Origin of the sequence: Sphingomonas quercus (assembly GCF_018863195.1) — a bacterium.
In the GTDB taxonomy this organism is placed as follows: Bacteria; Pseudomonadota; Alphaproteobacteria; order Sphingomonadales; family Sphingomonadaceae; genus Solisphingomonas; species Solisphingomonas quercus.
Genome location: NZ_JAHKRT010000003.1, coordinates 113,758 through 138,317 on the forward strand (window position 1 = coordinate 113,758; position 24,560 = coordinate 138,317).

General features: G+C 68.7%; 20 protein-coding genes. 10 read left to right on the plus strand and 10 right to left on the minus strand.

Features of this window, described 5'->3' with window-relative positions; all coding sequences use genetic code 11:
- Window positions 1-35: 35 nt before the first annotated feature.
- Both KOF26_RS06480 and KOF26_RS06485 read right to left on the minus strand, forming a co-directional pair.
- A complete protein-coding gene (locus KOF26_RS06480; RefSeq protein WP_216322070.1) occupies window positions 36-1,340 on the minus strand; it encodes an MFS transporter in 1,305 nt (434 codons plus the stop codon).
- On the minus strand, window positions 1,337-2,305 hold the full coding sequence (locus KOF26_RS06485) for a sugar phosphate isomerase/epimerase family protein (protein WP_216322073.1): 969 nt from the start codon (window positions 2,303-2,305) through the stop codon (window positions 1,337-1,339). The genes KOF26_RS06480 and KOF26_RS06485 overlap by 4 nt, the downstream gene beginning before the upstream one ends.
- 168 nt (window positions 2,306-2,473) lie before the next feature.
- On the opposite strand from KOF26_RS06485, the gene KOF26_RS06490 reads away from it, so the two are divergent.
- The 5 genes from KOF26_RS06490 (at window position 2,474) to KOF26_RS06510 (ending at window position 7,612) form a co-directional block, all read left to right on the plus strand.
- Window positions 2,474-4,753, plus strand: a complete 2,280-nt coding sequence (locus KOF26_RS06490; RefSeq protein WP_216322076.1) for an outer membrane protein assembly factor BamB family protein — start codon at window positions 2,474-2,476, stop codon at window positions 4,751-4,753.
- A gap of 7 nt (window positions 4,754-4,760) precedes the next feature.
- Window positions 4,761-5,591: an aldo/keto reductase gene (locus KOF26_RS06495; RefSeq protein WP_216322079.1), complete on the plus strand. Its 831-nt coding sequence runs from the start codon at window positions 4,761-4,763 to the stop codon at window positions 5,589-5,591.
- A 72-nt stretch (window positions 5,592-5,663) separates the two neighbouring features.
- Window positions 5,664-5,876, plus strand: coding sequence for a hypothetical protein (locus KOF26_RS06500; RefSeq protein WP_216322082.1), 213 nt, complete (start codon window positions 5,664-5,666; stop codon window positions 5,874-5,876).
- Window positions 5,877-6,121: 245 nt separating this feature from the next.
- On the plus strand, window positions 6,122-6,793 hold the full coding sequence (locus KOF26_RS06505; RefSeq protein WP_216322085.1) for a polyamine aminopropyltransferase: 672 nt from the start codon (window positions 6,122-6,124) through the stop codon (window positions 6,791-6,793).
- Between the two features lie 3 nt (window positions 6,794-6,796).
- A complete protein-coding gene (locus tag KOF26_RS06510; protein WP_216322088.1) occupies window positions 6,797-7,612 on the plus strand; it encodes a TrmH family RNA methyltransferase in 816 nt (271 codons plus the stop codon).
- Here the strand turns inward: KOF26_RS06510 and KOF26_RS06515 are convergent, their stop codons facing one another.
- A complete protein-coding gene (locus KOF26_RS06515) occupies window positions 7,613-7,981 on the minus strand; it encodes a reverse transcriptase-like protein (RefSeq protein ID WP_216322091.1) in 369 nt (122 codons plus the stop codon).
- A gap of 99 nt (window positions 7,982-8,080) precedes the next feature.
- Here KOF26_RS06515 and KOF26_RS06520 point away from each other — a divergent pair, with 99 nt between their 5' ends.
- A complete protein-coding gene (locus tag KOF26_RS06520; protein WP_216322094.1) occupies window positions 8,081-9,448 on the plus strand; it encodes a serine hydrolase domain-containing protein in 1,368 nt (455 codons plus the stop codon).
- Between the two features lie 82 nt (window positions 9,449-9,530).
- Here KOF26_RS06520 and KOF26_RS06525 read toward each other — a convergent pair whose 3' ends face one another.
- The 3 genes from KOF26_RS06525 to ggt are packed head-to-tail and all read right to left on the minus strand — an operon-like array spanning window position 9,531 to window position 13,017.
- Window positions 9,531-10,592, minus strand: a complete 1,062-nt coding sequence (locus KOF26_RS06525) for an AI-2E family transporter (RefSeq protein WP_216322096.1) — start codon at window positions 10,590-10,592, stop codon at window positions 9,531-9,533.
- A 16-nt stretch (window positions 10,593-10,608) separates the two neighbouring features.
- Entirely contained in the window at window positions 10,609-11,214 is a 606-nt protein-coding gene (locus KOF26_RS06530) for a TIGR02466 family protein (protein WP_216322100.1), read from the minus strand.
- Between the two features lie 45 nt (window positions 11,215-11,259).
- Complete coding sequence (gene ggt, locus KOF26_RS06535) at window positions 11,260-13,017, minus strand: gamma-glutamyltransferase (protein ID WP_253201196.1); 1,758 nt, start codon at window positions 13,015-13,017, stop codon at window positions 11,260-11,262.
- Between the two features lie 152 nt (window positions 13,018-13,169).
- Between ggt and KOF26_RS06540 the strand changes: the two genes are divergently transcribed.
- Both KOF26_RS06540 and KOF26_RS06545 read left to right on the plus strand, forming a co-directional pair.
- Window positions 13,170-13,535, plus strand: a complete 366-nt coding sequence (locus KOF26_RS06540; protein ID WP_216322103.1) for a BlaI/MecI/CopY family transcriptional regulator — start codon at window positions 13,170-13,172, stop codon at window positions 13,533-13,535.
- Window positions 13,532-14,866, plus strand: coding sequence for a M56 family metallopeptidase (locus KOF26_RS06545; RefSeq protein ID WP_216322106.1), 1,335 nt, complete (start codon window positions 13,532-13,534; stop codon window positions 14,864-14,866). The genes KOF26_RS06540 and KOF26_RS06545 overlap by 4 nt, the downstream gene beginning before the upstream one ends.
- 23 nt (window positions 14,867-14,889) lie before the next feature.
- On the opposite strand, the gene KOF26_RS06550 is transcribed toward KOF26_RS06545, so the two are convergent.
- On the minus strand, window positions 14,890-17,880 hold the full coding sequence (locus tag KOF26_RS06550; protein ID WP_216322109.1) for a glycosyl hydrolase family 28-related protein: 2,991 nt from the start codon (window positions 17,878-17,880) through the stop codon (window positions 14,890-14,892).
- A 203-nt stretch (window positions 17,881-18,083) separates the two neighbouring features.
- On the opposite strand from KOF26_RS06550, the gene KOF26_RS06555 reads away from it, so the two are divergent.
- A complete protein-coding gene (locus tag KOF26_RS06555) occupies window positions 18,084-19,370 on the plus strand; it encodes a glycoside hydrolase family 130 protein (protein WP_216322112.1) in 1,287 nt (428 codons plus the stop codon).
- On the opposite strand, the gene KOF26_RS06560 is transcribed toward KOF26_RS06555, so the two are convergent.
- The 3 genes from KOF26_RS06560 to KOF26_RS06570 are packed head-to-tail and all read right to left on the minus strand — an operon-like array spanning window position 19,367 to window position 22,008.
- Window positions 19,367-20,086, minus strand: coding sequence for a Crp/Fnr family transcriptional regulator (locus KOF26_RS06560; protein WP_216322115.1), 720 nt, complete (start codon window positions 20,084-20,086; stop codon window positions 19,367-19,369). The two genes, KOF26_RS06555 and KOF26_RS06560, sit on opposite strands and share 4 nt — an antisense overlap.
- Entirely contained in the window at window positions 20,079-20,339 is a 261-nt protein-coding gene (locus KOF26_RS06565; protein ID WP_216322118.1) for a DUF6894 family protein, read from the minus strand. The genes KOF26_RS06560 and KOF26_RS06565 overlap by 8 nt, the downstream gene beginning before the upstream one ends.
- A gap of 49 nt (window positions 20,340-20,388) precedes the next feature.
- Entirely contained in the window at window positions 20,389-22,008 is a 1,620-nt protein-coding gene (locus KOF26_RS06570) for a glycoside hydrolase family 1 protein (RefSeq protein ID WP_216322121.1), read from the minus strand.
- 305 nt (window positions 22,009-22,313) lie between these two features.
- On the opposite strand from KOF26_RS06570, the gene glf reads away from it, so the two are divergent.
- A complete protein-coding gene (glf, locus tag KOF26_RS06575) occupies window positions 22,314-24,560 on the plus strand; it encodes a UDP-galactopyranose mutase (RefSeq protein ID WP_216322124.1) in 2,247 nt (748 codons plus the stop codon).

A 24,560-nucleotide genomic window follows, 5' to 3' on the forward strand; every position in this document is an offset into this window, starting at 1 on the left:
AGTTTCGGATCGCACAATCGCCCGTTGCCGGCGGATCATTCGGCTGCGGCGGAAGCCGTGCGCGCGGTGCGGCCGCGCAGCAGCCACAGCAGGCCGAACACCGCCACCAGCACCGCGGGAATCACCGCCACCGCCTTGAACGACTGGGACGCCGCATAGGTCAGCACGGCCTGCAGCTGTTCGCCGCCAAGCGCCTCGAACCGGGCCGCGCCGCCCGCGGCCTCGATCTTCGCGCTGTCATAGATGGCGCCGAGCACCGGCAGCACGAACCAGGTCGAGATCGAGCCCGCCACGCCCATCAGCCCGATGCTGAGCGCGCCGGCACGCGGATAACGCTGGGCGGCGACGGCGATCATCGTCGGCCAGATGAAGCAGACGCCGGCCCCCCACAAGGTCGCAGACAGGATCGCCATCGCCGGCGAGCGCGCATAGCCGAGCGAGAACAGGCCGATCGTGCACAGCACGCAGGACAGGCACAGCATCCCCTCGGTCGAGAAGCGCCGCTCGATCGGCCCGGCGAAATGCCGGCCGACGAACTGGATCGCCGCGACATAGGACAGCAGCAGCACCCCGCGCATGCCGACGACGTTGCTCAGCGACACGTCCACCCACTGGCCCGGCGCCAGCTCCGACGCGGCGGTGAGCAGCATCAGCGCGAACCAGATGAAGAAGCTCGGCCTGCGGATCAGCTCACGCATCTGCCCGCCGCGCGACACGCCGAGCGCGGCGCTGGTCGTCTGCGGGAAGCGCTTGGTGGCGGCCCACAGCGCGATGGCGATGCCCATCAGCGGCACCAGCGCGAACATCAGCCGCCAGTCCATCGCCCCGCCGGTGCCGAGGATGCCGAGCAGCCCGCCCACCACCAGCCCCGCCGGCCACCACGCATGGAGGATGTTCATGCGGTGCGTGGTGTCTTCCGGATAGAGGGCGGAGACCATCGGGTTGATCGTCCCCTCGGTCGCGCCCCAGCCGAGGCCGTTGACGAACATGCCGAGCCAGATCGCCTGATAGGCGCCGGCCGGGCCGAAACTGCCGCACAGGATGACCAGCAGCGGTCCGATCACGAAACTGGCGGCGGCGACCATGATCATCCGCTTCATGCCGATGCGGTCGAGGAACAGGCTGGTCACGACCAGCGCCAGGCAGAAACCGAGAAAGGCCGAGCCCAGCGCCTCGGCGATCAGCGTCACCGAGCGGGCCGGGTCGATCGTGTCGAGATAGGTCGCCTTGAGCTGCGCCGCTGTCGCCGCGCGCAACGCCGCGCTGACCCCGGCGGCGAACAGGGCGAGGATGCCGATCCAGAACACCGCCTTGCGATGGACCTCCCCCTCCCCGGTCATGCGAGGACCGCGCGCATATAGTCCAGGCATTTGCGATCCTCCTCGATCGATCCGCTGCCGGGATACTCATATTCGACAAGGGCGGGGATTGGATAGCGCTCCGCCTTCAGCAACAGGAGAACCTCTTTCAGCGGCGCATCGCCCTGCCCCCAGGGCGTGCCGGGGCCCTTGTTGCGCTTGCGGTCCTTCATGTGGAGGTGGGTGATCTTGGGGTGATGTTCCTTGATGAAGGCGACCGCGTCGAGGTTGGAAGCGGTGAAATGCCCGACATCGAGATTGGCCTTGCAGCGATCCGAGATGGCCAGCAGCGTTGCGAAGCTTTCCAGCGAGGCCACCTGGTTGGGGTCCTGATAATTGGAATGATTGTGGAAGCCGAGGTCGATGCGGTAGCGGGCGGCGAAGGCGGCGAGCCGCCGGCCCATCTCGACCGGGGTGGCATTGGTGCTGATCACCGGGCAGCCGAGCGCGCGGGTGGCGGCGAACACGCTGTCGATCTCGCCGTCCGTCATGTCCGGCGTGAAGTTGAACGAGTAGGCGAAGGAGGCGAGGCCGGCGCGCTCGAAGCTGCGCCGCACGCCTTCGAAATAGCTGACCGGCGTGTTGATCCGCCACTGGCGGCGGTCCTCGCGCAACGTCCGGAACTCCGCGTCGCTGAGCGGCGGCGGCGCCGGCTGGCCGCGCCGCGCCTGTTCGTAGAGCCGCGTCGACGGCTCGAGCTGGCGGTTATGATATTCGAGCAGCCCGCCCGGCGCCGCGCCGCTTGCCGCCACCGCCTGCGCCAGTCGCTCGATATAGGCCGACTGATCGTCCCCGCGCGGAATATCCTGATAGCTGCCGACGCACACCCCGAGCCGCACGCCGCCGACGACATTCGGCGTGCCCGCCTGCGCGCGCGCGGTTCCGATCAACGGCGCCGAGAGGATCGCCGCTGCGGCCAGCCGGCCGAAATCGCGTCTGGAATGCATGGGCCTTGCTCCCTCTCTCCGCCGCCGGAATTATGATGCCGTGCGACCTCACCGATATGGCATGTGAATATCATTCCAGTCAAATTTAAAAAAGTAATTGCAATCTCTCTCGTGGAGCGCCATCAACGGCGGAAAATCAGCGCAGTTGGATGTGCGGGAGGGGTTTCCATGAAGGCTTTGCTCGGCGCGTCCGGCGCCGTCCTCGCCCTTGCGCTGGGTTTGTCTCCGGGCGGGCGAACCATCGCGCAACCGGCCTCCACGGCGCCCGCGGCCCTGCCCGACGCTCCCGGGCGCGCGACCGTGCAGCGCATGTGCAGCGGCTGCCACGGCATGGAATGGATCACCAGCCGCCGCGAGACGCGCGAGAAATGGACTTCGCTGGTGATGGAGATGGTGTCGCGGGGGGCGCGAGGCTCGGATGAGGATATCGGCACGGTCGTCGCCTATCTCAGCGATCAGTTCGGCAAGCCGTCCGCGCCGGCCGCCGTCGCGGCTGCGCCAAATGCTGCGACGGGTCCCGGCGCGGCGCCGATCGCCATCGCCGTCGCCGTGCCCGCCTCGGCGATCCCGGCCGCCGATCCGCGCGCGCAATGGCCGCTGATGGGCGGCGATGCCGGCGCCCAGCGGCATTCCGCGCTGGATCAGATCAACCGCAGCAATGTCGGCGCGCTGCGACTTGCCTGGAGCTGGTCGATGATGCGGCCGGCGGGCACCGCGCCCGCCCCCGCCCCGGCGAGACCCGGCGCCGCCCCGATCCGGCGGCGCCTCACCACCCAGATCACGCCGGTGGTGGCGGATGGCCGGATGTACCTGACGACGCCGGACGGTCGCGCCGTCGCGCTCGATCCGGACAGCGGCACGCCGATCTGGTCCTATGACATTCCCGACGCGCTGGGCGGTCCGGGCGTGCGCAGCCTCGCCTATCGCCGCGCCGACGCGACGATGCCGGCGGCGATCTATTTCGGCACCAACCAGGGCTATCTGGTCGCGCTCGACGCCGCCACCGGCCGGCCGCTCAAGGGCTTCGGCAAGGCGGGCGCGATCAGCCTGCGCACCGGGCTCGATCATGCCGGCCCGAGCGAGCGCGTCGGCCTCTCCTCGCCGCCGGCCCTGTACAAGAACCTGATCATCGCCGGTGTGCACGTGCAGGAGCAGCCGGCGATGGGCCCGGCCGGCGACGTGCGGGCGTGGGACGCGCGCACCGGGGCTCTGGTGTGGACCTTCCACACCATCCCGCGCCCGGGCGAGCCCGGCAGTGAGACGTGGGAGGGGGAGAGCTGGCGCGGCCGTTCCGGCGCCAATGTCTGGGGCATGCTGAGCGTCGACGAAGCGAGCGGCACGGTGTTCCTGCCGATCGGCTCGGCGACTTTCGACTATTCGGGCGCGGATCGGCCCGGCGCCAATCTCTACGCCAACTCGCTGGTGGCGCTCGACGCCGCCACCGGCAAGCGCCGCTGGCATTTCCAGACGACCCATCACGACGTCTGGGACTATGATCTCAACGCCGCGCCGGTGCTGCTCGACATCCGCCGCGACGGCTACATCATCCCCGCCGTCGCCCAGCTTTCCAAGCAGGCGATGCTGTTCGTGCTCGACCGGCGCACCGGCCAGCCGATCTACCCGATCGAGGAGCGGGCGGTGCCGCAGGACGGCTTCCCGGCCGGCGAGCATCCGTGGCCCACCCAGCCCTTTCCGGCGCTGACGCCACAACTGGCGCGCGCGCGTTTCGACCCGAGTGAGATCGCCGACATCACGCCGGAGCACAAGCAGATGTGCGAGGCGATGCTGGCGCGCGACGGCGGGCTGCGCATCGGCGGCACCTATCTGCCGTTCGCGGAGCGGCCGTCGATCATGTTCCCCGGCACGCTGGGCGGGATCAACTGGCATGGCGGCACGTTCGATCCGGCCACCGGCTATCTGATCACGGCGACGATGAGCCTCGGCGAGGTCTTCCAGTCGACGCCCGATCCGAACGGCGGCGCGCCTACCGTCAAGCGCTACAAATTCTGGGACGACGCCAGGCATTGGCCCTGCTCGGCAGGCCCGTGGGGCGAGCTGGTCGCGGTCGACATGAACAGCGGGCTGATCGCCTGGCGGGTGCCGCTCGGCAGCTTCCCGGAGCTGGAGGCGCGCGGCATCAAGGGGCTCGGCACGCCGTTGCTCGGCGGCGGCATCACCACAGGCGGCGGGCTGGTGTTCGTCGGCGGCACCATCGACGACCGCTTCCGCGCCTTCGACACGCGCACCGGCACCGAATTATGGTCGGCCAATGTCGGCGCCGCGGTCCACGCGCTGCCGATGACCTATCTCGGGCGGAGCGGCCGGCAATATGTCGCCTTCACGGTGAGCGGGGGCGGCTTTCTGGAGGATCACACCATTCCGCCGGTGCTGATGGCCTTCGCCTTGCCCGGCGAGCCGGGAGGGACCAACCCGCCCCCGCCGCGTTGAGCACGTCATGAAGACAACCGACATATGCGGCGGCGAGGCCGTTCCGGCGCTCGGTCAGGGGACGTGGATGATGGGCGAGCGTCGCGACCGCCGCGCCGCCGAGATCGCCGCGCTGCGCACCGGCATCGAGCTGGGCATGACCCTGATCGACACCGCCGAAATGTATGGGGAGGGCGAGGCCGAGCGACTTGTCGGCGAGGCGGTGGCGGGCCGGCGCGACGGGCTGTTCCTGGTCAGCAAGGCCTACCCGCAGAACGCCTCCCGGGATCGCCTGCCGCGGGCCTGCGAGGCGAGCCTGAGGCGGCTAGGCACCGATCATATCGACCTTTATCTTCTGCACTGGCGCGGCGCCGTCCCGCTTGCCGAAACGGTAGAGGCGATGGAGGCGCTGAAGGCGGCGGGCAGGATCCGGCACTGGGGCGTCAGCAATCTCGACGTCGGGGACATGGCCGAGCTGGTCGAGGCCGGCGGCGGCGGATGCGCGGCCAACCAGATCCTCTACAACCTGTCGCGGCGCGGGGCGGAATATGCGCTGATGCCGTGGCTTGCCGATCATGGCATGGCGGTGATGGCCTATAGCCCGGTCGAACAAGGTCGGCTGCTCGGCAATGCCACGCTGAAGGCAGTCGCCGCGCGCCGTGGGGTGACGCCGGCGCAGGTCGCGCTCGCCTGGCTGCTGCGGCGGCCGGGCGTCATCGCCATACCCAAGGCGGGCTCGGCCGATCACGTCAGGGAGAACCGCGCCGCCGCCGACCTCGATCTCGTCGCCGACGACCTCGCCGAACTCGACCGCGCCTTCCCCGCCCCTACCCGGCAGCGCCCGCTCGAAATGCTCTAGTGCGAACGCAGGTCGCGCATAAGGAGCCCGCTGGCGGCGACCAATCCGACGCAGATCATCCTATATAATTTCATGACTGCAACGACACTCACTGTGCTGGCCCGCAGCTATCTTCACGCCGAAGATATTATTCACATCGAGGCGCGGAAAATCGGCCTGCCGATCGACGCCAAATGCACGATGTCGAGGACATTGCCGAGCGGACATACCGAATATTCGGTCGAGATCAGGGCTGAACGGCCGGAAGACCTCGCCTATCTCCGCCGCTACTGCCCGCAGATTTGAGCCAGCGCGCGCGGCCGGGGGGAACCATCCGGCGCGACGGGACGTTCTTTCAACAGCTTGGGTCCCCCTACCAAGCGAAACGACCTGCCGGATTTAGGCTGACCGGCACACGTGGACAGGGGCCGAGCGTTCATACCTCGGCCCCACCCCCTCCCCATCACCGGCCCGTTCCAGGATGCTTTCCGCACAGGCGGCTGGCAGGCCGCGCCCGGCGCGCCTAAGGACGGCTTTTCGCCGGAGCAGACATGACGCCTCGTGAATTGATCGGCACCGCCCGCATTCCCGGCGGGGACGAACTGCGGCTGTTCCGGCGCGGCGCCGATTTCATGATCGTCCTCGATCGCAACGAGCTGATGAGCAGCCGGATGAGCGGCTCGGAGGAGGCGCTGGCGACGATGACCTGCGCGAGGCTCGGCAAGCGCGCCGCGCCTCACTTGCTGATCGGCGGCTATGGCATGGGCTTCACGCTGCGCGCGGCGCTCGGCTGCCTCGGCGCGCAGGCGCGGGTCACCGTCGCCGAGCTGGTGCCGGAAATCATCGAGTGGGCGCGCGGGCCGATGGCGGCGCTCACCGCCGGCTGTCTCGACGATCCGCGCGTGGTGCTGCGCGAAGGAGATGTCGCGCCGATCATCGCCGAACAGGCGGGCGCCTATGACGCCATCCTGCTCGATGTCGATAATGGCCCGGACGGGCTCGTCCGCCTCGCCAATGATCGTCTCTACACGCCGGCCGGCCTCGCCGCAGCCAAGGCGGCGCTGCGGCCCGGCGGCGTGCTGGCGATCTGGTCGGCCGCCTCGGACCCCGCCTTCGCGCGTACGCTTGTCCGGGCCGGGTTCGCGGTCGACGAGATCGCCGTCAAGGCGCGGAGCAACGGCAAGGGGCCGCGCCACGTCATCTGGTTCGCCACCCGGCGTTGAGCGATGCCCCGCATCATCGCCATTGACGATCCTGCCGATCCGCGCATCGAGCCCTATCGCGACATACGCGAGCGCGATCTGGTCGGCCGCGCCGGCGGCTTCGTGGCCGAGGGGCGCGTGGTTATCGAAAAGCTTGTCGGCTCATCGGGGTGCCGGCTCGACTCGCTGCTGATCGCAGCCCACCGCCTGCCGACCATGGCCGACCTGCTCGCCCGGCTCGACGAGGACATGCCGGTATTCGCCGCCTCGCAAGCGGTCATCAATGTCATCGCCGGCTTCCCGCTTCATCGCGGCCTGCTGGCGATCGGCCGGCGCGTCGACCCGCCCGACGCCGGCCGGCTGCTCGCCGCCCTTCCGCAGGCTGCCGACATCCTCGTCCTGTCGGCGATCGCCAATCACGACAATATGGGCGGCATTTTCAGGAATGCGGCAGCGTTCGGGGTCAGGGCCGTGCTGCTCGACGCCGCCTGCTGCGATCCGCTCTATCGGAAGGCGATCCGCGTCTCGGTCGGCGCCGCGCTGCTCGTCCCGTTCGCGCGGCTCGCCCCCGACACCGATATTCCCGGCCTGCTCGCCCGACATGGTTTGCGGATGGTGGCGCTGAGCCCGCGCGGACGGATCGACCTTGTCGACCTTGGCGCGGCGCCGCGCAACGCCGTGCTGCTCGGCGCCGAGGGGCCCGGGCTATCCGCCCGAATCCTCGATCAGGGTCATAGCGTCCGCCTGTCGATGGCCGGCGATTTCGATTCCCTCAATGTCGCCACGACCAGCGGCATCGTCCTGCATCATCTCTTCGTCGCCGCCCGCCGCGGCGGATGATCAGCGGCCGTGCAGCCGCGCCAGCGCGATGCCGGCGAGGTTCTGGGTTCGCTTGATGTAACGGATGCGCACCCTGCCGGGCGGGCGGGGCATCGCCCGCAACCGCTGCAGGTGGCCGAGGCAGGATCGCGGGCAGCGTGCCTCGCCATTGGCCTGGGCGATCACCGCGGCGGCGTCGCCGATCAATACGGCATCGGCGATATCGCGCTGCCCGGCGAGGCGCATCGCCTCGATCAGCGCCAGCCACTCGGCGTCCATGCTCGTGCCCGCGCCGAGCCCGCGCCGGACGATCACCTCACCGCCGATCACCACGGCGATCTCCATCCCGTTCGGAAGGGGCCTGCTGCCGCCATCGAAGAAAATCTTCATTGCCGACGCCTCTGCCCGCCGGACGAGGCACCGGCAAGCACCCCGGTTGCGTCCGGCGGTGGTCGCTGCGACAAGATGCCGAACAGGAGAGGAGCATCTATGCGGCGGGCGATGGTGGCGGCGGCGCTGGTGATGATGTCGGGCAGCGCGACCGCGCAGGAGGATGTCCATGCGCGCGCGCTCGCCGCAGGCTACAAGGCGGCGTTCCTGTGCAGCGGCATCTTCAATGCCGGACAGACCGAAGCGCAGGTCGCCGCAGACGATCTGGAGGGCATCTACCGCCAATATCAGGCGATCGTGCGCACCTTGCCGGCCCGCGTCGATCACGCCGCCCATATGGTCAGCGTCGACTACAGCCCCGGCCTGCCGCCGCGTATCGCCGCGTGGCGACCGCGTCTCGGCTGCACGCAGCTGCCGATCGGCGCCGGCGCCGACATGGCGGCACGGCTGCCGCAGCTCACCGCTCGCCCGCCGGCTGGCAATCCGGATCAGCGCGCCTGGCCTGACGGCGATGTTGGCGCGACCGCGCCGACGCCGCCCCGCCTCGCCGCCGCCGCCGAGCGCGCGTTCGAGCCGAGCGTCTATGGCGCCGGCTCCCGCACCACGGCGGTGATGGTGGTGAAGGACGGCAGGATCGTCGCCGAGCGCTATCGCTCCGGCTATGATCTGCACACGCCGCAGCGAACCTGGTCGGCGGCCAAGAGCATCACGGCGACGGTGATCGGGCGGGCCGTCCAGCTCGGCCGCATCAAAGTGGAGGCGCCGGCCCGCGTGCCCGAGTGGCGGCCCGGCGACCCGCGCGCGGCGATCACCCTGGCGCAGCTGATGCACATGAACAGCGGCCTGTGGACGGACGGACCCGGCAACCGCACCGACGAGGTCTATCTCGGCGGCGGCGCCGTCACCCAATGGGCCACGGCCATGCCGCTGGAGGCGACCCCCGGCACCCGCTTCCGCTATGCCAATAACGACACCTTGCTCGCCGTGCGCAGCGTTCGCTCCGCGCTTGGCGACGGGCAGGCGGCGATCGACTTCCCCTATGCCGAGGTGTTCTGGCGCATCGGCATGAACCACACCTTCGCCGAGACCGACTGGCAGGGCAATTACGTCCTGTCGAGCCAGGTGTGGACCACCGCGCGCGATCTCGCCCGGCTCGGCCTGCTCTATCTCAATGACGGCGTGTGGGGCGGCGAGCGATTGCTGCCGCAGGGCTGGTCGCGCTTCGTCGCCACGCCGGCCGGCGCGCAGCCGCCTTCAGGCGCCGGCTATGGCGCGTTCTTCTGGCTTTACGGCCCGGCCCAGGGCTTGCCGGAGGGCACCTATCTGATGAACGGCAATCGCGGCCAATATGTCTTCGTCATCCCCTCGCGAAAGCTGGTCATCGTGCGCCGTGGCTTCGACCGGGAAGGGGAGCCGGGCTTCGACATCGCTCGCTTCGGGCGCGACATGCTGGCGGCCATCGACTGACCCGGCACTTCCCGAAACGCGCGTTGCGCTGCATCCCCCTTGCCGCCGCTGCGGTGGCGCATATCGGTGCCGGGCGGTCGCGCTAGCCCTCGCTGGTGCCGATATCGCCTGACGCGACCCATTCGCGCCACAGCAGCATCAGCGTCGCCATCACCGCCGGGCCGACGAACAGGCCGAGCAGCCCGATCGTCTCCACCCCGCCGACGATGCCGATCAGCACCCACACGAACGGCAGCCGCGTCGTGCCGCCGATCAGGCCGGGGCGGACGAAATGATCGGCCACGAAGTTGATCGCGATACCCAGCCCGCCGACGATGATCGCCGCCATCATCGCGCCCTGCACGACGAGCAGCAGCAGCGCGATCAGCAGGATCGCGATCAGCCCGAAAGGCACCATCGAGGCGACGCCGGAGATCAGCCCCATCAGGATCGGATGCGGCACGCCGCCGGCGGCATAGATCACCGCCATGATGATCCCCTGCGCCAGCCCGAGCAGCACCAGCCCGTCGACAGTGCCGCGCACCGAGGCGAAGATCTGCTGGCCGACGCGCTCGCCCGCCGGCCCGAATGCACGCCGGGCGCCGCGTCCCAGCTGATCGACGATGGCGTCGCGATCGCGCAACACGAAGAACAGCACGACGACGGTGAAGGCGAACACGACCACGCGGCGGATGATGCTGTGCGTCACCGTCCGCGACTGGCTGAGCAGCATGTCGGCGTCGACGCGCCCGAATTGCTCGCTCGCGGCGGCGGCGGTGAGCAGATGCGCATTCCACCAGTCTGTCACCTGCGCCGAGCCGAACGGGAGCGCCGCCACCCAGCGCGGCACCGGCACGCCATGGCTCCGCGCGTCGGACAACCACAGGATCGCGCCCTGCGCCTCCAGCACCGCCCGCGACACGGCGATGATCAGCGGCACGATCACCACCAGCAGCACCGCGCAGGTGATCAGCGCCGCGACCAGCGTCCGGCGGCCCGGCCACAGGGCCATCAGGCGCAGGCGCAACGGCTCGACGGCGATGGCGACGACGCCGGCCCACAACACCGCCGGCACGAAGGCCGCGCCGATCCACAGCGCGCCCAGCGCGACCGCGACGGCCAGCGCCACCCGCGCGCGCAGCTGGGCAGGCGTCGAACTGTCCATGGCCGATCTCCCCCGCTCAGCGATAGTTGAAGCTGATGCTGATCCGATCCGACTTCGCCCGACCGGCGGGCACCTCGTGCCGGAGCCAGCTTTCCCAGAGGAAGATCGAGCCGGCCGAAGGGGTGGCATAGACGAAGCTGCGCGCGTCCTCCGGCGCGTCGTCGCGGCGCAGCGGCGCCGCCATCATCATCGGCAGGCGCGGATCCTCCAGCTTGAGCGGGGCGGCGCCCTCGGGCACCCGCACATAGACCGTGCCCGAGACGATGCTGTGCGGGTGGATATGGCCGCTGTGATGGCCGGCCATGCCTTTCATGACATTGGCCCACAGACTGTCGAGCCGGGGCTTGCGTCCGCCGAGATCGAGAAACGCCTCCTCCACGAACCGGCCGACATGCCGATCGAGGCTGCGCTTCAGCCGCTCGAACGCCGGGTAGCGCGCCGGCAGATCGTTGAGCGAGGCATAGGAGGTGTAGCCCGGGTAGCCGTGAGCCTTGCACCATGCCCGGCCGGCGCGGTCCTCGCGCGCCAGTTCATAGGCATCCTGCTCCAGCTCGGCGAGCAGAGCCGCATCACCAAGCTGGCCGTCATAGAAGCGGGTGGCGAAAAGCGTGCGGATGGTCATCCGGCAGGCGAACCACAGCGCCCGCTTCTATTCAAGACGCCATCGTCAGTGCACGGCAACCGCGGAGCCGCCGGTACCGCGCGCATCATGAGCGCCGAACATCGTCGCTCCGGGTGCGATCGCTCCGCCCACCGCGAGGAAACCGGCGCCCGTCCGCGGCCCGGGCGTGAAACGGGGCGCGCCGACCGATATGCCCTCGGCGATCCCCCAATTTTCCTCGTCGCTGAACTTGTGCCCTCGTCGTTCGAGCAGCGCGCGCGTATCGGGCGAGAGCGCGAACGGCTCGAGCGAGACCACGTCCGGTAGCCATTGCTCGTGGATGCGCGGGGCGTTGATCGCCTGCTGCACGTCCATGCCGTGATCGACCATGTTGATGATCGCCTCCAGCGTGATGGTGATGATCCGCGATCCGCCCGGGCTGCCGATGATCAGCGCCACCTTGCCGTCCCTGGTGACGATCGTCGGGCTCATCGAGCTGAGCGGCGTCTTGCCGGGACCGACGGCGTTGGCCGCGCCCTGGACCAGGCCGAACATGTTCGGCGCGCCGGGTTTGGAGGTGAAATCGTCCATCTCGTTGTTCATGACGATGCCGGTGCCCGGCGCGACGCGATGGATGCCGAACCAGTCATTGAGAGTATAGGTGACGGAGACGGCGTTCCCGTCGGCGTCCAGCACGTCATATTGAGTGGTGCTATGCCCTTCCGGGGCGGGCACGGGCGGGCCCAGCCGGGACGAAGGCGTTGCCCGCGCCGGATCGATGCCGGCGCGCAATCGCGCCGCATAGGCCGGATCGAGCAGCTCGGCGGTCGGGTTCGCGACGAAATCGGGGTCGCCCAGCTTGTTGTTGCGATCGACGTAGACGCGGCGCAGGGTCTCGACGAGGACATGCACCTCATCCGCCGAATGGAAGCCCATCGCGCCGAGATCATAGCCCGACAGGATGTTCAGCGCCTCGCAGATCGAGACCCCGCCGGAACTGGGCGGCGGCGCAGAGATGACGTGGTAGCCGCGATAATCGCACTCGATCGGCTTCAGCTCGCGGACCTTGTAGCGGGCAAGGTCCTCCCGCGTGATGATGCCGCCGCCGCGCGCCGAGGCGGCGGCGATGGCCGCGCCGATCGGCCCGCGGTAAAAGGCATCCGGCCCCTTTGCGGCGATCAGCGACAGGGTGGCCGCGAGATCCTTCTGGACCAGCCGCTCGCCTCTCGCCGGCGGGCGCCCGTGCGGGAGGAAGATGCGCCGCGCCTCGGGATCGCGGGCGAGCTTGTCGCCCTCCAGCGCCATGATGCCGGCGTCGCCCTGCCCGAACACATAGCCCTCGCGCGCCAGCCTGATGGCCGGCGCCATCAGCGCTGCGCGTGACATGGTACCGTAGCGCGTCCGCGCCGTCTCCAGCCCGAGCACGGTGCCCGGGACGCCGACGCCCAGCCAGCTCTCGGTCGATCGGCCGGGCACGACCTTGCCGGCTGCGTCCTGGAACAGCGTGGCGGTGGCGGCGAGCGGCGCCTTCTCCCTGAAATCGATGAAAGTCGCGCGGCCGTCGGCGAGGCGCAGCGTCATGAACCCGCCACCGCCGATATTGCCCGCCTGCGGGTAGACGACGGCGAGCGCATAGCCCACCGCCACCGCCGCATCGACGGCATTGCCGCTGCCCCGCAATATCTCGGCGCCGACCTGCGAAGCGAGATCATGGGCGCTGACCACCATGCCCCCGGACCCCGCCACCGGCTCGGGGTCGGCGGCCGCCGCCGGCGCCGTCAGGGCGAGCGCGAAACAGATAGCCAGCAGCCTGTCGCGGATCATTCGAAGCCCCCTCGCCCGCCCGCTTTTTGGAGCGTGTCCCGGTCATATTGTCCGGCCGCCGCGACAGGCGCAACCGCCGATGCGGCGCGGCCTTGACTACAAACGTAGTAGCATTATTACTACATCTGTAGTTGAGTCGGGAGCGCCGCCGCGTGGAACGGATCAGTGAAGCCGAAGCCGTCGTCCTTTCCGTCCTGTGGGATGACCATCCCCTGACCGCGCAGGAGGTCGTCGAGCGGGTGCCGGACGAGCGTCGGTGGTCGGCGAACACGGTCCGGACCTTGCTGGCCCGCCTCGTCGCCAAGAAGATCGTCGCCCATGAGCCGGACGGACGCCGCTTCCTCTACCGCCCCCTCGTCGCGCGCGAGGATTATGTTGCCCGGGAGTCCCGGCGGCTGATCGACGGCCTGTTCGGCGGCCGGCCGACGCGGCTCGTCGCCCACCTCGTCCAGCGCGACGAGCTGAGCGCTGAGGAAGTGGCGGAGATCCGGGCGCTCCTCAAGGATCTCGGCGCGTGAGCCCGTTCGCCGCCTGGCTGCTGACCACGCTCGCCGCGTCGACCGCCCTGATGCTGCTCGTCCTCGGCGTTCGCGGGGCGGTGCGCCGCTGGATCGGCCCCGGCCTGGCCTATGCGCTGTGGGCGCTGCCGGCGGCGCGGATGATCCTGCCGCCCCTCGCCATCGACGGCGCCGGGGAGCTGCCGCTGGCCGGCCCGATCGCCCGCAAGATGCTGGTGCTGGCCAGCGGCACGGCGGGCGGCAGCGACGTTTCCGGCCAGTGGGCGCTGCCCTCCGGCTGGTTCATTATGCTGGCAATCTGGGCCGCTGGCGCGGCGGCGCTGCTCGGCATCCACGCGATCCGCCATTTCGCCTTTTGCCATCGGCTTCGCGCGACAGGCACCGCGTCGGGCCGCGTCGGCAAGGTGCGGATCATCGCGGCCGACGTCGACGGCCCGGTCGCCTTCGGCGTGTTCCGCCGCTTCGTCGCCGTGCCGCGTGACTTCGCGTTGGCCTATGACGAGCGCGAGCAGGCACTCGCGCTCGCCCATGAATGCGCGCACCACGCGCGCGGCGATCTGGTCGCCAACTGGGCGGCGCTGGTCATGCTCGCTGTCCACTGGTGGAACCCCGTCGCATGGATCGCCAGCCGGGCCTTCCACGATGATCAGGAATTCGCAGCGGACGCGCACGTTCTCGCCCGCGCCGGGCGCTCCGCGGTCGCGCCCTATGCCGCGCTTCTCGCCAAGGCCGCGGGCGTCGGCGCGCCGCCCGTGTGCAACCTCAACGCGCGCTCAAGCCTGAAAGGACGATTGATGATGCTTGATCAGAAGCCACGGTCGATGCGTGCTGTCGTGATCGGCGGTTCGCTGATGCTGCTGTGCGGCGGGGCGGCGCTGGCGGCAAGCGCGGTGCAGCCCGGGCGAGCGCCCGCCGCTGCCGGCAAGCAGGCGGTGACGATCGCCGTGAAGCCCGACGGTTCGGGAGCCTATGCGCTGATCGTCGGCGGGCGCAGCGTCGCCCCCGGCGCTGCCCTGCCGGGCGGGCTGACGCTGCCCGCCAGCTTCGGCAAGGGCGGCGGTTGCGATCTGAAGGCCGCCGCCAAGCCCAGCGCCCATGCCATCAAGGGCATCGGCGGCGAGCAGACCTATACGGTGATGTGCGCGAGCGCCGCCCCCGCATCGGTGCGCGCCACGCTCGACGAGGGGCTCGCCAGCCTCAGGAAGATGCGCGCCTCGGTGGCCACGCAGCAGGCGTCGGCGGCGTTTCCCGAGACCGAGCGTGCCCACGCCCTCGGCGCCATCGATCGCTCGATCCGCGAAGTGCAGGGCAGTCTCGCCGGCCTCGGCTGAACCGCCTCAGCGGCCGGGCCCGGTCAGGGCCTGGCCGCGTAGAGCGTGCGGTGGGTGAGGATGTACAGCGTCTTGCCGTCGGCGCCGCCGAACAGGATCTGGATCGGACGCTCGGGCACCAGGATGCGGCCGAGCGACTTGCCATCCGCGTCATAGGCGAACACCTCGCCGTTCAGTACGTAGACCCGGCCGTCCGGACCGCGCGCGACGCCCTCGCCGCCGCGATTGGCGAAGGGCTTGAGATCGGTAAGCTGGCCGGCCGCGCCCACCCGGGCGCTATAGGTGCGGTCTTCCGAGCCGTTGACGACGAATACCCGCTCCCCGGCCCTGGCGGTGACGAAGCCGTAACTGTCGAGGCTGTCCGACCAGCGCCAGCCCTGGAAATTGGTCGGCCCCTGCGTCAGCACGCGGTAGGCCGGCAGTGCGAGGCTGCCGTCCGGCGAGACATATTCCCGCGCCTTGGCGGCGCCCGCATCCCGGACATACATGTCGTGCAGCGTGGTGAAGCGCATCGTCGCGGGATCGAGCTGATCCCTGAATTCGCCATTGACCCAGGTGTTGACCGGCAGCGCGATACGCGCGTCGGCGTGGGCGGCAACCGGCGTCGGCTTGATCAGCGTGATCGGGTCGTGGCTACCGGGCTTGAAGCTGTAGACGGTCGCCTCCGGCCCGTCCGAGGACAGCACCATCAGCGCGCCCGAGGTATCGATGGCGAGGTTCACCGGGTCGACCGGAAGGTCCCGCACGATCGACAGCTTCTCCCGGTCGCTCCAGCCATAAATGCGCTGGAAGCGGTGGTCGACGAAATAAAGCTTGCCGGCTGCGTCCACCGCCGCGCCGGAGATCGAATAGAAGCCGTCGGCCAGCTTCTCGACCGGCGCCAGCGAGGCGGCCGGCGCGGCGACGGGCGTGGCCCCGACATCGAAGCTCGCGAACTCGCGCTGACGCACCGCGAGATTGTTGGTCATGTCGAGAATGGCGTTCTCGAAGGGGAACTTGCTGGCGCGCAGATAGGTGGTGCAGCCATTGGCGTCGCAGGTGGCGAAGCCGCTCTCGGCATTCACATGCACGTTGCGGAAACGGATGTCGGAGGAGTTGAATAGCCGCGCCGCGGTCAGCGCCGGCTTGATCGTCCGCGTGACGCGGTAGGCGTGGTAGTTGGCGAACAGGATGTTGCGCGAGTTGCGCACTTCCAGCGACACGGTATCGACGCCGTCGCGCACCTCCTGCTCGGTCTGCGGCGCGAGGAACTCCCAGTTCTCGACGCCGTCGAGGACGATCTCGTTGCGGTAATGATGCTCGTTGGACAGCTCATAGACATGGCCGGGCGTCTTGGTGTTGGAAACGTAGAAGCCGGCCGAAGCAAAGGTGTTCGGCGACCACACGTCGGCGAAGGTGCCGCCGCCGCCGTCCGTCACCCAGATGCTCGGATGCTGGCCGTCCGAGCGATAGGCGGGCTTGGACATGTCGAGATGCTTGCCGTCGGCCATGTAGGTGCCGCCGCCGCCCTGGATCTTGACGTCGTCGACCAGCGAGGTCTCGCCGGCCCGCCAGATGAGGTTGCTGGCGCGCGGATTATAGCCGCCGGTGAACAGGCCGAGCCCGGTGACGATGTTGGTGCCGCCCGACGGCGCCTCGATCAGCGCCTTGGCCGGGCCGACGCCGGCATAGGCCGGGGCGTTGTCCGGCAGCACGATCTGGGTGCGGCTGGGATGCAGGCCGATCAGCACCGTGTCCGGCTTCATCGCCAGGGTGTCGCTGACCACATAATGGCCCATCGGGAAATAGAGCACGCGATGGCTGGCGATCGCCTGCCGGATGGCGGCGGTGTCGTCGCTCTTGCCGTCTCCCTTGACGCCGAGGTCCTTGACGTTGGTCCATTCGGACATCGGCGGCAGATCGCGGATCGCCGCCTCGCGCGGGGCGGGAAGCGCCTTGAGGGGTTCGGCCTCGGCCCTCGTCCTGAACGTGCCGGCATCGCCATAGCCCGACAGCGCCAGGCCGTAGCCGAAATCCTTCATCCGGTAGGCCGTGCCCGCTCCGGCCACGGTCCTGCCGCTGGTGCGGAAGCGCGCGAAGGTCGGGGTGCGGCTGGCGAGCGCATTCTCGAAACCGATCTGGGTATAGGCATTATCCTCGTTCGAGATGATCACGGCCGCCCTGGCGACATTCTCGAAGCGGACGTCCTTGCCCCACAGCCAGTCGCCATAGCCCTCGTCGATATCGATGCCGACCGGGGTGTTTGCGATGCGCACGTTGACGAGAGTGAGCCCCACCTCATGCTCGCGGATCGCCGCGTCGCGCTGGCCGTCGAAGGTGGAGTCGATCAGCGTGAACTGCCAGGCCGGCGAGGTCTTCTCGGTGAGGATGCCATAGCGGCCGCCGTGGAAATGCACGTCCTCCATGACGTTGCCGGCCTGATAGACGCCGGCGAGGCCGGAGCCGATGCGCATGTCGACATGGCGCAGGAAGCCGTGCTGGGCGACGCGGAAGCGCACCCCCGTCGCCGCCGGATTACCGGCGCCGATCTCGATGTCGACATTGCTCATCGCCGAATAGAAGGTGCTCGACGTCGCGTCCTGGATGCGCGGATTGAACGGCACGCTCGTCGGCGGCGGCACCGCGACGGCGCCGATCTGATACTGATCCTCCCCGGTGAAGCTCAGCATCGTCTTCACGCCGCTGTCGAAGCCCGGCGTGCGATTGCCGAGCAGGATCACCGGCCGGGTCGGCCCGACGCCGAAGATGCGCACCGCCGAACGCACGAAGATCGTCTTCGAGATGCGATAGCGGCCCGACGGCAGGAACACGATGCCGCCGCGGCCATTGGCGAAGGCCGCGTCAATGGCCTGCTGGAGGGCGGCGCTGTCGTCGGCCTTGCCGTCGCCGACCCCGCGCACCGTCACCGCGCCCTGTTCGGCCGGCACGTTCGGCAGCGCGGAGGGCGCCGCCAGCGCCGCCGCCGGCGCCATCATCGAACACAGGGCCGCAGTCGCCAGCAGTCGCGCCTTCATGGGAAATCCTCGCTCTCGTCGTTGCAGCGCCCCGCAGCGATCGTCGGAGCCTTGCCGGATTGGCCCCGGCTAGACCCTCGCCCTGGGCGAAACAGCCGCGACCAAAGTCGTAATGCGACGAGCCGGAGGAACGCCGGCTGGCATTTGATAGTATGGCACCCCAACCAGGCGGCCTTGGTCGTCCCACATGGAGTCGAGCGGGCATGAATGACGGGCTGTTCGAATTTTCGAGCCTGCATCTGCGGCCCGACCCGTCCCGCACCGTCATCAAGCCGTTCAACGTCGATTATCCCGAGGCCTTTCGCGATCCGGCGCGCTCGCGCACGCGCACGGTGATCGACCGTATCCTGACGCTGGGCAGGAATGCCTGCCACGCGGAATGCGACGCGGCGATCGCCTCGCTGTCCGAGCGCCATCGCGACGTCGAAGGCGCTCTGCTCCGCCGCTTCAAGGAGGTGAATGACGCGCTGCCCGAGCCGGTCGCCGCCGATGCCGAGCAGCAATTGCTGATCGGTGCCTATCTGAGCGCGGAATATTCGTTCGAGGCGGCGGCGCTGTTCAACCCCAGCATCGTCAAGCGCATGAACCAGGACGGCGCGCCGGCCGACGGCTTCAACTTCATCCTGTCGCTGCGCGGCATCGGCGAGGGGCATCTCTCATCGGTCACCTTCCGCACCGGCCGCTGGAGCAGGAGCGGCGGCTTCCATGTCGACGATCCCAGCCCGTGGATCACCTCGCCCCGCATCGAGGGCACGGACGAAAGCGGCGACACCACGCGCGTCATCTGCGAAGGCAGCGAAGATCCATCGGAAAGCGTCTTGTTCCCGGTCACCGCCAGCCAGCGCCAGGGCATCGAGGACCTGCGCATGGTGCGCTTCACCGAGGAGGACGGGTCTCCGAGCTTTCTGGGCACCTATACCGCCTATGACGGCCGGGACGCGCGTTGCGAGCTGTTCCGCGGCACCGGCGTCAATACCTTCGAGATGACGGTGCTCAAGGGATCGGTGGCGGCCAGCAAGGGGATGGCGCTGTTTCCCCGCCGGATCGACGGTCGGTTCGCGATGATCGGCCGGCAGGACAATGAGAATCTCTGGTTCGTGGCTTCCGACGACATCACCACATGGGATGGCGGCACGAAGCTGGTCACGCCGCGCTATCCGTGGGAATTCATCCAGGTCGGCAATTGCGGCTCGCCGATCGAGCTTGACGAGGGATGGCTGGTCATCACCCACGGCGTAGGCCTGATGCGCAACTATTGCGTGGGCGCCTGTTTGCTCGACAAGGCCGATCCGTCGAGGCTGCTGGCGCGCACGCCCGAGCCGATCCTGCGGCCGAGCCCGGGCGAGCGAAGCGGCTATGTGCCCAATGTCGTCTATAGCTGTGGCGCGGTCGTCCATGATCGCACGCTGCTGCTGCCGTTCGGCGTGGCCGACAATTTCACCAGCTTCGCCAGCTGCAACGTGGACGATCTCCTCAAGCGGATGGTCTAGAGCGGCTCGGGATCGAGATAGAGATAGCCATCGTCGAAATCGGCGAGGCGGCGCAAGCCGGCGAGATCATAGATCTCCGCGCGGTTGTGCCGGAACGACATCAGCTTCTCCTCGCGCAGCCGCGCCAGCGTGCGATTGACGTGAATGGGGGTGATGCCGAGGCATTCGGCGAGCTCGCTCTGCGACATGCGCAGCATGAACTCCTTCGGACTGGTGCCGTCGATCAGGCCGATGCGGACCTGCAATTCGCAGAACAGCGTCGCCGTCCGCTCGGCGGCGCCGCGCGTGCCGAGGGAGAGCACCCATTCGCGGTGGATGGCCGCGTCGAGATTGGTGCTGAACCAATAGATGCGGCCAAGGCGGGGATGATCGTTGATCAGCCGCTGGATTCGCTCGTGGGGAACGGTGGCGAGGAGGCTGTCGCTCATCGCCAGGATGTTATGGTCCAGCCGCTTGAGCGTGAAGCTGTGCAAGTCCGCGAAGTCGCCGGGCAGATGCAGCTCGGTGATCTGGCGTCGGCCCTCCTCCATGTCCTTGTAGCGGCACAACAGGCCATCGAGCAGCAAGGTGCTGGAATCGAGCAACGCGCCTTCGCGGATCAACACCGTCTGCTTTGCGACCCGGCGGGTCTCGGACACGAGCCCGCGGATCGCCTGCTCCTCGGCCCCGCTGATTGAATGACGCGCGCGCAGACGAGCGATGTGGCGTTCAATCATGCGCGGCTCCGGCAGGCTGCCGCACCTGGACCGCATCCTCGAAGCTGATCGACATTACAGTCTCCCCGGCAGCGCCGCGCACGTCGATGCGGCCGACGAGATCGAGTGATCCGGACCTCGCCTCGTCGCTCAGGATCGACCGGATCGTTTCCAGCGAGACGGCGCGCGCCGCCGCCTCGTCCACGAGATCGAGCCCTTCCTCGTCCCGGGTGAGGCCGGTTCCGTTGTGAAGATCGAAATAATAATGCGGCATGCCGTCACGAACGCACGATCATTGTTCCGTATCCTGCGCGCGCGGGGCGTCACACGTCGTCGATCAGGGCGTCGAGCAAGGCGTCGCACCGCTCCGGCAGGTTGGCATCGGCCAGCCGGCCGAACTTGATGTCCCGTTCGGCGCAGGCCGCGCTCACGGTGTCCTCTGCCACATCCGCCATGATCACAGCCCACGGCCGAAGCCGGTCGAGGGAGGCGACGTCGATGCGCTCGACCAGCACATGGGCGAGATCACGATGCCGGCAGGCGGCGGCGATGCCTTGCCCGGCCGAAGCCTCGCCCGCGATAAGGATCGGCGGGGCGGCGCGGGCGCGAGCCGGGTCGCGGGCCGGCAGATGTTCGCGCATCGGCGCCGGGCGCGGCGACACCGGATGATGGAGGCGGATCGACCGCCGCCACCAGCCCTCGCCGGCCACCGCCGGGTGCCCGGCTTCGCCGCCCTGCAACCCTTGCAGCAGCTTGAGCATCGCCGTCTCGCGCGGCAAAGCGCCGCTGACGTCCCAGGCCCCGGGCTCATAGCGCCCGCCGCCGGTCAGCAGCCGGTCCCATCCCTGGCTGCCGAGCAGGGCCCAGCTCGTCACCGCGCGGACGTCGACGCCGTCGTCGCGCAGGCTCTGCGCGGTGCGCCATGCGTGGACGATCCACCGCATCTGCTCGTCGCGGGTGCAGCCATTATGGACTTCCGTCACCGCCAGCGGGAGGCCGTAGCGCTGCCACGCCTCGCGCAGCACGCCGCCGAGCCCCGGCGGTGGCGGCTGGAGCACGCGCACCGCCTCGGTGTCGGCGAAGCGCTGGCGGCCATTGCCGCCCTGCGCCCGGTCCGGATAGCGGCGGACGCGGTGATCGAGGAAGCGATCGCTGGTGAGATAATGGTTGATGCCGATGATGTCCGGCGGGCACGGATCGTCGGCGATCACGCGCAGGCGCTCCTCCAGCCCGAAATCGCGCAGCCGCCGCCACAGGTCATGGCCCGGCCTCACCCGGCCGGTGAGCAGATCCCATCCCATCCAGCGCCGCACATTGTCGAAGCCGGCCTGATCCTTGAGCTCGGCGGTCGCCCAGGTACGGCCGAGATCGTCGGTCTGGATCAGACGCGCGGCGGGGTTGATCCGCCGTATCGCGCGCATCGACAGGCGCACCGCGTCGATCTGGTTGATGAGTGCCAGCCAGAACAGGCGCTCGTCACGCTGATGCGGATACCAGAGGCCGTAAAGTGCCGCGAAGCGCGCGGTGGTCAGCGGCTCGTTGACGGGCGTCCAGTCCTCGATCCACGGATAGCGTGCGGCGACCGCGCGCGCATGATCGGCAAGGCCGCTCGCAAAGCCCGGATCGAGCAGGTCGGTGTAGCGCGGGCCGCTGCCATGGTGAACCAGCCCGGCGATCACCGGCATGCCGAGATCGCGCAGCCGGGACATCCGCGCGTCGCTCCACGCGAAATCGCGCTGGTCCGGGCGCTCCGGCGCGATCCGTTCCCATAGCAACGGGTAGCGCAGGGCGCTGAACCCGGCCGCGGCAAAGCGATCGAGATCGTCGATGCGATCCTCGTGACCCGTCGCGCGGATCTGGTCGAAAAAGTCGTTGCCGATCCGGTTGACGGTGCATTCCGGGCCGCCCCACAGCGCCAGCCCGGTCGATTGTCGCGGTGCCATCGCACCCCTTTCCCGGTTCACGCGTTTACCGGGGCGGTCAATGATCCAGCGGGCAAATCGTTTCGCAACCGCGCGAATAAATCTCGTATAAACACAGATTAGTTCAATCGATTATGGCGGAACTGTTGCTGATTTTGCTTCGTTGCGAATATTCATCTCGCAGCAAGGTAACCCACATGGACCAGCAGACCCCGGCCGCCGCGGCACCTCTCACCGCGGGGAAGGAGTATGACGGATCCGGCACGACATTGATCTGCTTTAGTCACCTACGTTGGGATTTCGTCTTTCAGCGCCCGCAGCATTTGATGAGCCGGTTTGCGCACCAGTATCGTGTGATCTTCTGGGAAGAGCCGAAATATCTGGACCATGTCACTGCCCCGGCATTGGCGGTGCGGCGGTGCCAGACCACCGGCGTCGTCGTGGCGGTGCCGGAGCTTCCCGCCACCGCCGATCGCGCCGACGAAGCGCAGACGCTGCGCGGCCTGCTGGACGGCCTGCTGGCCGATCGGCAAGGCTCGCTGGTGTGCTGGTATTACACGCCGATGATGCTGCCCTGGTCGGAGCATCTCGCCGCCGATTGCGTGGTCTATGACTGCATGGACGAGCTTGCCAATTTCAAGGGCGCGCCGCCGGAATTGCTGCCGCTGGAGGCGCGGCTGATCCGGCGGGCCGACCTCGTCTTCACCGGCGGCTACAGCCTTTACGAGGCGAAGCGCGACCGCCATCCGAACATCCACCCGTTCCCGTCGAGCGTGGACGTGGGGCATTTCGCGGCGGCGCGACTGCCGGGCGCCGAGCCGGCCGACCAGGCGGGGATTCCTGCCCCCCGGTTCGGCTTTTACGGCGTCATCGACGAACGCATGGACCTGGATCTGCTCGCCGCCGTCGCCGACGCGCGGCCGGACTATAGCTTCGTCATGGTCGGGCCGGTGGTGAAGATCAGCGAGGCCGACCTGCCGCGGCGCCCGAACCTCTTCTATCCCGGCGGCAAGAGCTATGCCGAGCTGCCCGACTATCTGCGCGGCTGGAATGTCGCGCTGATGCCGTTCGCGATCAACGAGGCAACGCGGTTCATCAGCCCGACCAAGACGCCCGAATATCTCGCCGCCGGCTGTCCGGTGGTATCGACGCCGATCGCCGATGTGGTGCGCCATTACGGTCAGGTCGAGGCGGTCAAGATCGCATCCGGCGCGGATGCCTTCGCCGAGGCCTGCGACAATGCCCTCGCCCTTGCCGACAGCGACGGGCCGTGGCGCGCCGAGATCGAGGCGCTCCTCGCCGAGATCAGCTGGGACCGCACCTTCCGGCAAATGGATGGCCTCATCGAAGCGGCCCTGCTCGCCGCCGAGCACGCTCAGCCGATCGTCTCGCCGACGGTGTGGCCGGCGGAACGGCCCAGTGCCTATGATGTGATGATCGTCGGCGCCGGGTTCGCCGGCGCGGTGATGGCCGAGCGGCTCGCCTCCCAATCCGGCAAGCGGGTGCTCGTCATCGATCGCCGTCCGCACATCGCCGGCAACGCCTTCGACCGGCTGGACGATGCGGGGCTGCTCATCCATCAATATGGTCCGCACATCTTCCACACCAACAGCAAGGACGTGTTCGACTATCTGTCGCAGTTCACCGCGTGGCGCCCCTATGAGCACCGCGTGCTGGCCCAGGTCGACGGGCAGCTCGTGCCGATCCCGATCAACCGCACCACCATCAATCGTCTCTACGGCCTGGACCTGCGCACCGAACAGGAGGCGGCCGCCTTCCTCGCCGCGCGCGCCGAGCCGGTGGCCGACATCCGCACCTCTGCCGATGTCGTGGTCTCGGCGGTCGGACAGGAACTCTACGAGAAATTCTTCCGCGGCTATACCCGCAAGCAATGGGGCATGGATCCCTCGGAGCTGGACAAATCGGTGACGGCGCGAGTGCCGACGCGGACCAATGACGACGACCGCTATTTCAGCGACACCTTCCAGGCGATGCCCGCCGAGGGCTACACGCGGATGTTCGAACGGATGCTAGATCATCCCAACATCGATATCCTGCTCGGCGTCGACTATCGCGAGGCGCGGGGCGCCTATCCGCACGATCGCCTCGTCTTCAGCGGGCCGATCGACGAGTATTTCGATTATCGCTACGGGCGGCTGCCTTACCGGTCACTGCGGTTCGAGCACCGCACGCTCGCGCAGGAATGGCACCAGCCGGTGGCGGTGGTGAACTATCCGGACGAGGCGGTGCCCCATACCCGCGTCACCGAATATAAGCACCTCACCGGACAGGAGAGCGAGCACACCTCGATCACCTATGAATTCCCGGCGGCCGAGGGCGATCCCTATTATCCGATCCCCCGCGCCGAGAACCAGGCCCTGTTCAAGCGTTACGAGGCGCTGGCGCTCGCCCAGACCGACGTGACCTTCGTCGGGCGGCTTGCGACCTATCGCTACTATAACATGGATCAGGTGGTCGGCCAGGCGCTGGCGACGTGGCGCAAGACCTTCGGCGCGGACGCCAAGCCGCGCAGCGAGGCGCGCGCACAGCCGTTGATGGTCGCCGCCGAATGA

Bases quoted from the DNA above. Each gene is read 5' to 3' on its own strand.
- KOF26_RS06480 (WP_216322070.1), bottom strand. From the start codon at position 1,340: ATGACCGGGGAGGGGGAGGTCCATCGCAAGGCGGTGTTCTGGATCGGC.
- KOF26_RS06485 (WP_216322073.1), bottom strand. From the start codon at position 2,305: ATGCATTCCAGACGCGATTTCGGCCGGCTGGCCGCAGCGGCGATCCTC.
- KOF26_RS06490 (WP_216322076.1), top strand. From the start codon at position 2,474: ATGAAGGCTTTGCTCGGCGCGTCCGGCGCCGTCCTCGCCCTTGCGCTG.
- KOF26_RS06495 (WP_216322079.1), top strand. From the start codon at position 4,761: ATGAAGACAACCGACATATGCGGCGGCGAGGCCGTTCCGGCGCTCGGT.
- KOF26_RS06500 (WP_216322082.1), top strand. From the start codon at position 5,664: ATGACTGCAACGACACTCACTGTGCTGGCCCGCAGCTATCTTCACGCC.
- KOF26_RS06505 (WP_216322085.1), top strand. From the start codon at position 6,122: ATGACGCCTCGTGAATTGATCGGCACCGCCCGCATTCCCGGCGGGGAC.
- KOF26_RS06510 (WP_216322088.1), top strand. From the start codon at position 6,797: ATGCCCCGCATCATCGCCATTGACGATCCTGCCGATCCGCGCATCGAG.
- KOF26_RS06515 (WP_216322091.1), bottom strand. From the start codon at position 7,981: ATGAAGATTTTCTTCGATGGCGGCAGCAGGCCCCTTCCGAACGGGATG.
- KOF26_RS06520 (WP_216322094.1), top strand. From the start codon at position 8,081: ATGCGGCGGGCGATGGTGGCGGCGGCGCTGGTGATGATGTCGGGCAGC.
- KOF26_RS06525 (WP_216322096.1), bottom strand. From the start codon at position 10,592: ATGGACAGTTCGACGCCTGCCCAGCTGCGCGCGCGGGTGGCGCTGGCC.
- KOF26_RS06530 (WP_216322100.1), bottom strand. From the start codon at position 11,214: ATGACCATCCGCACGCTTTTCGCCACCCGCTTCTATGACGGCCAGCTT.
- ggt (WP_253201196.1), bottom strand. From the start codon at position 13,017: ATGATCCGCGACAGGCTGCTGGCTATCTGTTTCGCGCTCGCCCTGACG.
- KOF26_RS06550 (WP_216322109.1), bottom strand. From the start codon at position 17,880: ATGAAGGCGCGACTGCTGGCGACTGCGGCCCTGTGTTCGATGATGGCG.
- KOF26_RS06555 (WP_216322112.1), top strand. From the start codon at position 18,084: ATGAATGACGGGCTGTTCGAATTTTCGAGCCTGCATCTGCGGCCCGAC.
- KOF26_RS06560 (WP_216322115.1), bottom strand. From the start codon at position 20,086: ATGATTGAACGCCACATCGCTCGTCTGCGCGCGCGTCATTCAATCAGC.
- KOF26_RS06565 (WP_216322118.1), bottom strand. From the start codon at position 20,339: ATGCCGCATTATTATTTCGATCTTCACAACGGAACCGGCCTCACCCGG.
- KOF26_RS06570 (WP_216322121.1), bottom strand. From the start codon at position 22,008: ATGGCACCGCGACAATCGACCGGGCTGGCGCTGTGGGGCGGCCCGGAA.
- glf (WP_216322124.1), top strand. From the start codon at position 22,314: ATGAGCCGGTTTGCGCACCAGTATCGTGTGATCTTCTGGGAAGAGCCG.